Annotated in this window: 11 protein-coding genes and 5 tRNA genes; 1 reads left to right on the top strand and 15 read right to left on the bottom strand. The window is 40.1% G+C overall.

Going from position 1 to position 10154, the window contains the following annotated elements; translation table 11 throughout:
- The 14 genes from rpoB to BZK24_RS07455 all read right to left on the bottom strand — a co-directional run.
- A partial coding sequence (rpoB, locus tag BZK24_RS07385; protein ID WP_077657040.1) for a DNA-directed RNA polymerase subunit beta occupies positions 1 to 2006 on the bottom strand: 2006 nt, incomplete at its 3' end.
- Positions 2007 to 2228: 222 nt separating this feature from the next.
- Positions 2229 to 2606 (bottom strand): 50S ribosomal protein L7/L12, encoded by a 378-nt coding sequence (gene rplL / locus BZK24_RS07395; protein ID WP_001018223.1) that lies wholly within the window; start codon positions 2604 to 2606, stop codon positions 2229 to 2231.
- A 44-nt stretch (positions 2607 to 2650) separates the two neighbouring features.
- Positions 2651 to 3145: a 50S ribosomal protein L10 gene (gene rplJ, locus BZK24_RS07400; protein WP_001171721.1), complete on the bottom strand. Its 495-nt coding sequence runs from the start codon at positions 3143 to 3145 to the stop codon at positions 2651 to 2653.
- A gap of 110 nt (positions 3146 to 3255) precedes the next feature.
- Positions 3256 to 3960 carry a 50S ribosomal protein L1 gene (rplA, locus tag BZK24_RS07405; RefSeq protein ID WP_001085847.1) on the bottom strand — a complete coding sequence of 235 codons (705 nt, stop codon included), beginning with the start codon at positions 3958 to 3960 and terminating at the stop codon, positions 3256 to 3258.
- A gap of 44 nt (positions 3961 to 4004) precedes the next feature.
- Entirely contained in the window at positions 4005 to 4430 is a 426-nt protein-coding gene (rplK, locus tag BZK24_RS07410) for a 50S ribosomal protein L11 (protein ID WP_001085997.1), read from the bottom strand.
- An 18-nt stretch (positions 4431 to 4448) separates the two neighbouring features.
- Entirely contained in the window at positions 4449 to 4976 is a 528-nt protein-coding gene (gene nusG, locus BZK24_RS07415; protein WP_001846772.1) for a transcription termination/antitermination protein NusG, read from the bottom strand.
- Positions 4977 to 5005: 29 nt separating this feature from the next.
- The gene (gene secE / locus BZK24_RS07420; protein ID WP_000362123.1) at positions 5006 to 5185 is read right to left on the bottom strand and encodes a preprotein translocase subunit SecE; all 180 of its coding nucleotides are present in this window, start codon (positions 5183 to 5185) and stop codon (positions 5006 to 5008) included.
- A 142-nt stretch (positions 5186 to 5327) separates the two neighbouring features.
- Positions 5328 to 5403 (bottom strand) — tRNA-Trp (locus tag BZK24_RS07425).
- A 39-nt stretch (positions 5404 to 5442) separates the two neighbouring features.
- A complete protein-coding gene (gene rpmG / locus BZK24_RS07430; protein WP_000865159.1) occupies positions 5443 to 5601 on the bottom strand; it encodes a 50S ribosomal protein L33 in 159 nt (52 codons plus the stop codon).
- 56 nt (positions 5602 to 5657) lie between these two features.
- Positions 5658 to 6857 (bottom strand): elongation factor Tu, encoded by a 1200-nt coding sequence (gene tuf, locus BZK24_RS07435; RefSeq protein WP_001040574.1) that lies wholly within the window; start codon positions 6855 to 6857, stop codon positions 5658 to 5660.
- A 126-nt stretch (positions 6858 to 6983) separates the two neighbouring features.
- Positions 6984 to 7058, bottom strand: a tRNA-Thr gene (locus BZK24_RS07440).
- Between the two features lie 30 nt (positions 7059 to 7088).
- Positions 7089 to 7165: transfer RNA gene (locus BZK24_RS07445), tRNA-Gly, on the bottom strand.
- A gap of 16 nt (positions 7166 to 7181) precedes the next feature.
- Positions 7182 to 7266: transfer RNA gene (locus BZK24_RS07450), tRNA-Tyr, on the bottom strand.
- A gap of 27 nt (positions 7267 to 7293) precedes the next feature.
- Positions 7294 to 7369, bottom strand: a tRNA-Thr gene (locus BZK24_RS07455).
- Between the two features lie 186 nt (positions 7370 to 7555).
- On the opposite strand from BZK24_RS07455, the gene BZK24_RS07460 reads away from it, so the two are divergent.
- Positions 7556 to 9292 carry an ABC transporter ATP-binding protein/permease gene (locus BZK24_RS07460; protein ID WP_077657041.1) on the top strand — a complete coding sequence of 579 codons (1737 nt, stop codon included), beginning with the start codon at positions 7556 to 7558 and terminating at the stop codon, positions 9290 to 9292.
- A gap of 10 nt (positions 9293 to 9302) precedes the next feature.
- On the opposite strand, the gene BZK24_RS07465 is transcribed toward BZK24_RS07460, so the two are convergent.
- Positions 9303 to 9971 (bottom strand): HAD family hydrolase, encoded by a 669-nt coding sequence (locus BZK24_RS07465; RefSeq protein ID WP_001163073.1) that lies wholly within the window; start codon positions 9969 to 9971, stop codon positions 9303 to 9305.
- Between the last annotated feature and the right edge of the window lie 183 nt (positions 9972 to 10154).

Genomic DNA, 10154 nt, shown 5'->3' on the forward strand with positions numbered 1-10154 from the left:
AAATCCATTAAGGTAACTTTACTCTTTTCGTTTAAAACGATCTCGCCTTCCACGCGCGTTTCAATCAAATCGCCTAAAATATTCCCCTCTTCATCAATGGGGGTGCTTGCGGGAGCGATGATGTGGCTGTCTTCTTGAATAGCGGTCAAATAAATCGTCTCGCCTACCACCTTGCCATCCACAACCTTTTTATAAGGGGCTTCAATAAAGCCTAAATCATTCACTCTTGTGAAGGTGGAAAGGGTGTTGATCAAACCGATATTTTGACCTTCTGGGGTTTCAATGGGGCAAATTCGGCCATAATGCGTGGGGTGCACATCTCTAGCTTCAAACCCTACCCTGTCTTTCACCAACCCCCCTTCACCGAGCGCTGAAAGGCGGCGTTTGTGCGTAACCTCACTCAAGGGGTTCGTTTGATCCATAAATTGCGAGAGCTGACCGCCCATGAAAAATTCCATGATGGTGCTTGTGATCATTTTAGAATTGACCAAGTCATGGGGCATGAGCGAATCAAAAGCCCCACTCATGGTAGTGAGCTTGTCTTTAATGGTCTTTTGCATTTTCACTAAGCCTGAATGCAATTCATTGGCCAATAGTTCCCCAACGGCTCTGATCCTACGATTGCCCAAGTGATCCCTATCATCAATCTTGCCCTGATTGTTTTTGATCTTCATGAGGTATTTAACGGTGGTGATAATATCTTCATGCGTTAAAGTCGTGATGTAATCAGGCACATGCAAGCCTAACTTGTGATTCATTTTCATACGGCCTACCATGGTCAAATCATAGCGTTCAGGGTCAAAGAAAAGTTTCTTGACAAATTGCTTAGCCACTTCAGTCGTAACAGGATCGCCTGGTTTCATAACCTTATGGATACGAATCGCCGCTAGAGCGTTTTCATCATCAATCTTTTCAGTTTGCTTGAGTAATTTCAAAGACTCATGATCGGCTGAGAAAGAATGGATAATGGAAGCGTCATGCCCTAACGCTAAATCGTTGATGATCACAAATTCTTGCACGCCTAAATCGTGGATTTTTTCTAATTTGTTTTTATCTAGCTGAGTGAGCATGTCCAATAAGACTTCTTTCCCTACCATAACAGGCTCAGCTAAATGGCGATTGAGTAAAATATCCATAGGGTATTCCACCCATTCTAAATGGTTTTCTTTAAGCTCTTTAATCTTTCTTGAAGTGAGCTTTTTACCCGCTAAAAGAATGATCTTGCCTTGTGGATCTTTCAAGTCAAATTCCATTCTTTGATTAGCGTCTAATGAAGCAAACGGGATCAAATATTTATCGTTTTCGTAACGCACTTTAACAAGCGGGTAGAACATTTTGATGATGTCTTGTTTTTGATAATCCATCGCCCTGAATAAAATGGTAACAGGCACCTTACGGCGTTTATTGATACGAGCGTATAAAACATCTTTAGAATCGTATTCAAAATACAGCCACGAACCCCTATCAGGGATGATTTGCCCTGTGTAAATGAGCTTGTTTAAAGAAGTGCTAGACTCCTCTTCTTTAAAAATCACACCGGGGCTTCTGTGGAGTTGATTGACCACCACGCGCTCCACCCCATTGATAATAAATGAAGTGCGTTCTGTCATCAAAGGGATCTCACGAATGAAAATGCTTTGTTCTTTAATATCCTTAATGCCGTTCTTTTCGCCACTTTTGGTGTCTTTTTCCCACAAGATTAAGCGCACTTTAATTTTGAGGGGGATAGAGTAGGTAATGCCCCTCTCCATCGCTTCTCTAACAGTGTATTTAGACTTGCCAAATTCGCAACCTGCGTATTCTAAAGTGATACGGTTATGCTCATCTTGGATAGGGAAAATGGATTTAAAAACCTTTTCAATCCCGCTCTCTTTACCCTCTTTGGAATACAAGAAAGAATCATAGCTGTCTCGTTGTAGTAATAATAAATTAGGAACTTCTAAATCTGTCGGGGTTTTTGTAAAATCAGCTCTCAAGCGGTTTTTTAGGGGAATTTTTTTTGACATATTTCAAGCCTTTGATCAAAAATTTTGAGTTATTTAATGCATTAATTCAAGTAAGCATTGCAAAAGGATCTTTAAACTTTAGAACCATCCATGATAAAAATACCAAAACCCACCTGCAATACTAACCACTTTAGGCTACACGCTCACAAACAAAATCATGGAGCAAAATCATCTGCCACACTAGAGCAGAGAAAGGCACAAAGACCTTTCTGTTTTTAAGTCTTACTTGACTTCAACCTTAGCACCTACTTCTTCAAGTTTCTTCTTGATGGTTTCAGCTTCTTCTTTATTCACGCCCTCTTTAAGCACATGAGGGGTTTTTTCGGTAGCGTCTTTAGCTTCTTTCAGGCCAAGCCCAGTGATTTCACGAACCACTTTAATCACCTTAATTTTTTCAGCACCGCTATCGGCTAAAATCACATTAAATTCGGTTTTTTCTTCGCTCTCAGCCGCTACACCGCCAGCTACAGCCGCACCCGCTACGACCGTTGGAGTCGCGCTCACGCCAAATTTTTCCTCAAACATTTTAACCAATTCAGCAAGCTCTAAAACGCTCAATGAACCAATATACTCTAACACTTCTTCTTTTGAAATTGCCATAATCCAATCCTTCAAATTTTTTTAATTAAAGCCATCATAGGCTCTTAGTTTTCTTCTTTCGCTTTACGCAAATTGTCTAAACCGGTCACAAAATAACGCGCCGGAGCCGTCCAAACAGAAAGCAACATTCCCATAAGCTCTTCTTTGCTTGGGAGTTTTGAAACCACTTCCACATGAGCTACGCTAACGCTTTCTTTATCAAACAAGCCCGCTTTCAACACAAAGTGATCTTTATGCTCTTTTTGGAAATCAAACACGAGTTTAGAGAGAGCGATTTGATCATCGCCCCACAAAAACACATTGGTTTCTTTCAAATCCAAATCAGAATAGCCGGTCTCTTTCATGGCAATATGAGCAAGAGTATTTTTAATCACTTGCACTTTAATGCCTTGATTGCGAGCCTTATTCCTTAAAGCTTCCAACTTTTTCACGCTAAGACCCTTATAATCGCAAATTAAAAGGGCTTTGGCATCTGCAAATTGCGACTTTAAGTTAGCGACTAGCTCTACTTTATGCTGCCTTTGATGTTGTTTTTGCATCTTTTCCTCCTTTCTAGACTAGACCTCTGCAAGATTATCTTTTTAAAAAAGAAATTTTAAGCTTTTTAGCTCTTACGATCTTCAGCCTAAGATTAAAAACTCCCCTAACGCTATTTAATATCCATCAATTCCTGTGCGTCCAAACTCACTGAAGGCGACATGGTGAGCGAGAGAGCGGCGTTTCTAATATACTTGCCTTTCGCACTACTGGGTTTTAGGCGGTTGATCGTTTTAACCAACTCAAGCATGTTTTCTTTGATTTTTTCTTCAGGAAAACTCGCTTTGCCAATAGGGGCATGAACATTGCCCTTTTTATCCACCCTGAAATTCACTTGACCGCTTTTAGCGTTAGTAACCGCTTTAGCAATATCCATCGTAACGGTTCCAGTTTTAGGGTTTGGCATCAAACCCTTAGGGCCTAAAATCCTACCCACTTTACCGACAACCGCCATCATATCAGGCGTTGCGATCACCATGTCAAAATCAATACGGCCATTTTTGATTTCTTCAGCCAAATCGTCTCCGCCAACGACATCAGCCCCAGCGTTCTTGGCTTCATCTTGTTTAATGTCTTTTGCAAAAACAGCCACCCTCACTTTTTTCCCTGTTCCATGAGGAAGCACCACCGCACCGCGCACCATTTGGTCCGCATGCCTTGGATCAACCCCTAGTCTCAACGCTACTTCAACGGTTTCATCAAATTTGGCTGAAGCGAGAGATTTAACCACCTCTACGCCTTGCTCTACGCCATACGCTTTATCGTTTTGAATTTTAGAAAAAAGTTTTTCCAATCTTTTAAATACTTTTTTTGCCACGATTCTAATCCTTAAAAATTTCTTTCAATTCCAACAAAACCCAATCAATCCACAACTTCTACGCCCATGCTCCTAGCACTGCCCATAACGATTTTTTTGGCCGCTTCCATGGTGCTTGTGTTTAAATCTTCCATTTTCAATTGTGCGATCTCTTCCACTTGCTTGTGGGTGAGCTTTGCGATCTTATTTTTGAGCGGGTTGTCAGAACCTTTTTCAACCCCAGAAGCTTTTTTGATCAAATCCGTTACCGGAGGCTTTTTAGTGATAAAGGTAAAACTCTTATCTTGATAAACCGTGATAATGACCGGGATATTAAAACTCCCCATGTCTTTAGTTCTCTCGTTAAAAGCCTTACAAAATTCCATGATATTAACCCCTCTTTGACCCAACGCTGGCCCTACGGGAGGTGAAGGGTTTGCCTTACCGGCAGGGATTTGAAGTTTGATTTCTCCGACTACTTTTTTAGCCATAGTTTTCTCCTTAAAAAGTTATATAATTTTTTCCACTTGCGAATGCAAAATCTCTATTGGAGTGTTCCTGCCAAAAATAGAAACATTGAGCTTGAGCTTGCGGTGCTCCACATCATACTCTTCCACCGTAGCGGTAAAATTTGCAAAAGGGCCTTCCACCACGCGCACCACTTCGCCTTGCTCAAAAAAGATTTTGGGCTTGGGGGCTGCTCGGTTATTCATTTTTTCCAAAATATGCCCAATATCCGCTTCACTCAATGGGGTTGGCTTTTTGTTTTCTCCAATAAAACGACTCACTCTTGGCAAAGACTGTATCTTGTGCCACAAAACCGTATCTAAATCCACTTTAATAAAAACATACCCAGGATAAAGGCTTCGTTCCGTTACTTTCGTCTTGCTTTTTTTAGAAACCTCTATGATATCTTCAGTAGGCACAATAATCTCTTGTATCCTATCTCTTATATTATGATCGTTCGCTAGATTCTCAATCGCTTTCTTAACGGACTGCTCGCTCCCTGAATAAGTTTGTATAGCATACCAATCCATCATTATTCTCCTTATTTAAAGCCACCAACCTATAGAACACTAGAGATAAAAGCCCCTAGAGAAAAATCCAACAAAGCTAAAAACAGCGTGATAGCACTCACCACCACCAAAACAGAAACAAGCGCATTGCGTATCTGCTCCTTAATAGGAAATATCACTTTAGAAAGCTCTTCTCTAGCTAATTTATATTGCATGAGCCATTTATCCATAGTTTCTTTTCGCCCTCACTTAAACTTAATACATTTAATTAAAAGAATTTTCAATTTTATCCAAAATTAGCTTAAACTAAAATTAAAAAACTCAAAAAATAACCCAATTGAAACATAAAATTTGATAGAATAAATTAGTAGATGGCAGGCCAGGAGGGACTCGAACCCCCAACAACCGGTTTTGGAGACCGACGCTCTACCATTGGAGCTACTGACCTAATCTCCCCTCCCTTTAAATTGCAACGCAAAAGAAAGAGCTAACTCTTCAATTTGATTTCTTTATGAAGAGTGTGCTTATTTTCCCTTGGGCAGAACTTTTTAAGCTCCAGTTTTTCAGTGTTAGTCTTGGCATTCTTAGTGGTGCTGTAATTGATGTCTTCACAATCAGAACACTTCAACCCTATTTTAACTTTCATGATAACCCTTTATTAGCGACCTTTATGGTAACTTTTTCACTTCCATATGAGTAAGATTATTCAATAATATTACTCACAACACCAGCACCAACGGTTCTCCCGCCTTCACGAATCGCAAATTTAGTTCCCAACTCTAACGCAACAGGGCTAATCAATTCTACAGTGATTTTCACATTATCGCCAGGCATAACCATTTCTACGCCTTCAGGAAGGGTGATAGAGCCAGTCACATCAGTCGTGCGCACATAGAATTGCGGGCGGTAGTTGGTGAAAAATGGAGTGTGTCTCCCGCCTTCTTCTTTAGAAAGGACATAAATTTCTCCCTCAAATTTCTTGTGCGGAGTGATAGAACCTGGTTTGCATAGAACCATACCGCGTTCTACTTCTTCTTTTTTAGTTCCTCTCAAAAGCACGCCCACATTATCGCCGGCTTCACCTTTTTCCAACTCTTTCCTAAACATTTCTACACCGGTTACAGTCGTTTTTTGTGTAGGTCTGATACCAACGATTTCCACTTCATCGCCCACTTTCACCACGCCTCTTTCAATCCTGCCTGTAACCACAGTTCCTCTACCTGCAATAGAAAACACGTCTTCAACCGGCATCAAGAAAGTTTTTTCAGTGTCTCTTTCTGGAGTAGGGATATAGGCATCCACTTCAGCCATAAGTTTAAGCACTTTTTCACCCCATTCACCCACATTACCAGCCTTTGCTTCTTCTAAAGCTCTCAAAGCTGAACCCGCTATGATAGGAGTGTCATCGCCAGGAAATTCATACGCGCTCAACAATTCGCGCACTTCCATTTCCACAAGCTCTAACAATTCTTGGTCATCTACCATGTCTTGTTTGTTTAAGAAAACAACGATGTGAGGCACGCCTACTTGACGAGACAATAAGATATGCTCTCTGGTTTGAGGCATAGGACCATCAGCTGCAGAAACAACCAAAATCGCTCCGTCCATTTGCGCCGCACCGGTGATCATGTTTTTTACATAGTCAGCGTGCCCTGGGCAATCCACATGCGCGTAGTGTCTGTTTTCGGTCTCATATTCAATGTGAGAAGTAGCGATAGTGATCCCTCTTTCTTTTTCTTCAGGGGCGTTATCAATATTGTCATAGTCTTTCATTTCTGCAAGACCTTTCAAAGAAAGCACCGCTGAAATCGCTGCACTCAAAGTCGTTTTACCATGGTCTACATGCCCAATGGTTCCAATATTAACATGCGGCTTAGTTCTATTAAACTTTTCTTTTGCCATTTGTATTTCTCCTTAATTTTTTGAAATGGATTTTAGAATTATACTAAACAAAATCCTAAGTATTCCTAAATGCTACTACAAAATTTAAGACATTTTTGTCTTATCGCCATTCAAGAGATTATAAACTGGAGCCTATAAGCGGAATTGAACCGCCGACCTCTTCCTTACCAAGGAAGTGCTCTGCCTCTGAGCTATATAGGCGTCTCAAAAACTAAAACATTGTCCTAAAAATGGAGCGGGAAACGGGACTCGAACCCGCGACCCTCAGCTTGGAAGGCTGATGCTCTAGCCAACTGAGCTATTCCCGCATCTAAAAAAACAAAATGGTGGTGAGACGTGGATTCGAACCACGGAAGACATAGTCAGCAGATTTACAGTCTGCCCTCGTTGGCCACTTGAGTATCTCACCAAAAACTTCACAAAATAACATTTTAACTGGAGCTGGCTAAGGGACTTGAACCCCCGACCTGCTGCTTACAAGGCAGCTGCTCTACCAACTGAGCTAAGCCAGCAACTAAAATAATCAAAGACTTGGGATTATAGCAGTTTTATACTTGACTTGTCAAGAAATGATGACAGAAAGCTAAATTATTCGTATGGCACAGAGCATGGTTAAAATTTAGCTATAATCTAGCTCAATTTGGCTTAACACAGCTCAAAGCTTATTACATATAAAAGAATTTATGGACACTTAAATTATGGCGAAAAAAAAACATAAAATTTCTACTTTAAAATACTTTTTACGCTCTTTAAAGCAAATCTACATGCTCATCACTTTCAAGGAAAAAATGGTTTTTTTCCTGCTTGTGCTGATGGCTGTTTTTTCTTCTTTTGTGGAAGTGATGTCTCTAACCCTCCTAATGCCTTTTATCACTCTCGCTTCCGATCCCAGCAGGGCTTTAGACGATAAAGACTGGAAAATGGTCTATGATTTTTTCCATTTTTCATCTCCCGTTCGTCTCATGTATTTCTTTAGTTTTTGCTTGGTGGGGATTTATTTGTTCAGGATGTTTTATGGGGTGTTTTTTACCTATTTAAGAGGGCGTTTTTCCAATAAGAAAGCTTATCAAATCAAACAACAACTTTTTTTACAACACATTAAAAGCAACTACCTCTCCCATCTTAACTACAATTTGGATTCTTTAAGAGACATTATCAACAATAAAGCGGAGGGCATGTTTATGAGCTTTAACGCTTTTTTGAGTTTACTGACCGAAATAACCGTGATCGTTTTTTTCTATTCCACGCTCATATTGACCAATTGGAAAATAACGCTCGTTTTTACCACGATCCTCGCCTTACAAATTTTTTTTATTGTCAAAAAAGTCACCGTCCTTATCAAAAAAAAGGGTGAGATGGCCGCCAAATCCAAAGCGCAAACGCTTAAAGTCTTTTCAAAATTTTTCAGCAATTTCAAGATCACTAAACTCAAAGACAACCACGAAGAAGCCCACAAGCTTTTTGGAGAAAACAGCCGTAAAGCCCATGACACTGAGATTATTTACTCTACTTTGCAAGTAGTCCCCAGGTATTCAATAGAAACCGTGGGCTTTAGTTTGTTGATTTTAGCGGTCGCTTACATCTTATTCAAATACGGCGAAGCTAGAATGGTGCTCCCTACCATTTCTATGTATGCCCTAGCGCTTTATCGCATACTCCCTTCTGTAACTGGAGTGATCAGCTATTATAATGAAATCGCTTACAACCAGCTTGCGACCAATGTTGTTTTTAAAAGCCTTTCTAAGACCATTATTGAAGAGGATTTAGTCCCTTTAGATTTTAATGAAAAAATCACTCTCCAAAACATTTCATTCGCTTACAAGTCAAAACACCCGGTTTTAAAAAATTTTAATCTCACCATTCAAAAAGGTCAAAAAGTCGCTCTTATAGGCCATAGCGGGTGCGGGAAATCCACGCTAGCGGATATTATTATGGGGCTTACCTACCCTAAAAGTGGGGAAATTTTTATTGACAACACCCTTTTAACCAAAGAAAACAGGCGCTCATGGCGTAAAAAAATAGGCTATATCCCCCAAAATATTTACCTTTTTGATGGCACTGTGGGGGATAATATCGCTTTTGGGAGCACGATTGATGAAAAACGCTTGATTAAAGTGTGTAAAATGGCTCATATCTATGATTTTTTATGCGAGCATGAGGGCCTTAAAACCCAAGTGGGCGAAGGGGGCACTAAGCTTAGCGGCGGTCAAAAACAGCGCATAGGCATCGCAAGAGCCTTATACGATAACCCTGAAATTTTGGTTTTAGATGAAGCCACTTCGGCCTTAGACAATGAAACCGAGAGTAAAATCATGGATGAAATCTATCAAATCGCCAAAAATAAAACCCTAATCGTTATCGCCCACCGCTTAAGCACGATTGAACGCTGTGAAGTCATCATTGACATGAGCCAGCACAAAGACAAACTTGGCTGATCAAGCGGCTTCACTCTTGCTTGAAGTTTTGCAAATCAAACCCCTTAAAGCTCTCCAAATACTTCCCTTGATAGCCATCTTGCCCCACTAAATTTTTCAAAACCTTGCTGTTGTAACCCAAAAACGCCACTTTATTAGCCTTAGCGCTTTCATAGTCATTGACGCTATCGCCTATCATTAGCATGCGGCTTGGGTTATAGGCATATTTTTGAATGATATTGGCGATGATCTTGGGTTTATTAGGCGGACTCCCTTCAACGCTCTTAAAATACTTAATGATCCCTAAAAACTCGCACAACACTTGCAATTCGCTATGCAAGGCCGCTGAAGCGATATGGAAAATATAATTTTTATAATGCTCATCAATAAACGCCATCACTTCGCTATTCAAATGCCCCCTATCAAAAAGCTTTTGTTCTATAATAGTGCCAAACTCTAGGGCTAATGCATCCACTTCTTCTTGAGCGATAGAGGTTTTTAAAATCTCGTTATAAAAATATTGGATTTTTTCATTCCTTGAAATCCCCCCACTTTGATAATGATAAACTTCAAATTGCTTCAAACTCTCTTGATTCTTGTTGCCATGCTTTTGAAACAACGCCTTAAACCCTTCATATTTTAAATGCATGCTGTCAAAAATCACGCCATCAAAATCCCATAAAACCACTTCAAGCGCCATGATTTCCCCTTTTTTATAGGCTTATTTTGGTTTCATTTTACCTTATTTAAGCGGTATTTAAGCGATTATTTTTATCATTATTGGAGTATCTTGGATTGGTTTTAATCAAATACCGCCTGCTAAAGCCTCATTTAAAACTCTAACGCTCTTTAGATTTTTTAACTTAAAGCTCGTTCTTAAAGG

Source organism: Helicobacter pylori (genome assembly GCF_001998165.1).
Taxonomy (GTDB): domain Bacteria; phylum Campylobacterota; class Campylobacteria; order Campylobacterales; family Helicobacteraceae; genus Helicobacter; species Helicobacter pylori_DL.

Excerpts from the sequence above, each read along its gene's own strand:
- rplJ (WP_001171721.1), bottom strand. The coding sequence starts at position 3,145 with ATGCAAAAACAACATCAAAGGCAGCATAAAGTAGAGCTAGTCGCTAAC.
- nusG (WP_001846772.1), bottom strand. The coding sequence starts at position 4,976 with ATGGATTGGTATGCTATACAAACTTATTCAGGGAGCGAGCAGTCCGTT.
- tuf (WP_001040574.1), bottom strand. The coding sequence starts at position 6,857 with ATGGCAAAAGAAAAGTTTAATAGAACTAAGCCGCATGTTAATATTGGA.
- rplL (WP_001018223.1), bottom strand. The coding sequence starts at position 2,606 with ATGGCAATTTCAAAAGAAGAAGTGTTAGAGTATATTGGTTCATTGAGC.
- BZK24_RS07460 (WP_077657041.1), top strand. The coding sequence starts at position 7,556 with ATGGCGAAAAAAAAACATAAAATTTCTACTTTAAAATACTTTTTACGC.
- secE (WP_000362123.1), bottom strand. The coding sequence starts at position 5,185 with ATGGATAAATGGCTCATGCAATATAAATTAGCTAGAGAAGAGCTTTCT.
- rplK (WP_001085997.1), bottom strand. The coding sequence starts at position 4,430 with ATGGCTAAAAAAGTAGTCGGAGAAATCAAACTTCAAATCCCTGCCGGT.
- rpmG (WP_000865159.1), bottom strand. The coding sequence starts at position 5,601 with ATGAAAGTTAAAATAGGGTTGAAGTGTTCTGATTGTGAAGACATCAAT.
- BZK24_RS07465 (WP_001163073.1), bottom strand. The coding sequence starts at position 9,971 with ATGGCGCTTGAAGTGGTTTTATGGGATTTTGATGGCGTGATTTTTGAC.